1 pseudogene is annotated in these 230 nt (G+C 67.4%); it reads right to left on the bottom strand.

Features of this window, described 5'->3' with window-relative positions:
- Window positions 1-148: pseudogene (locus tag KVT39_RS38365) on the bottom strand (branched-chain amino acid ABC transporter substrate-binding protein); the annotation flags it as partial.
- Window positions 149-230: the final 82 nt, after the last annotated feature.

Below are 230 nucleotides of genomic sequence, written 5' to 3'. Positions count from 1 at the left end.
GCATGCCACGATCGGCGTTCTTGCCGTTGGCGGCGAACTGCTCCGACATCGGCACCGGGCACGCAAGCTGGATGGTCGACCCCTGCGCGAACGCGGCACGGGACGACATGCTGCCGAGCGCCCCCGGCACGGCCGACAGTGCGGCCAGTTACAACAGTTCTCGGCGAGTCAAGGTGACGCTCCTCATAAAGGGGGACCCACGCGATGCGACCGACTGCCAAACGGTGCCC

The organism is Burkholderia sp. GbtcB21, from assembly GCF_019091065.1.
GTDB lineage: Bacteria > Pseudomonadota > Gammaproteobacteria > Burkholderiales > Burkholderiaceae > Burkholderia > Burkholderia pyrrocinia_C.
This window is presented reverse-complemented; position numbering and strand designations above follow the sequence as displayed.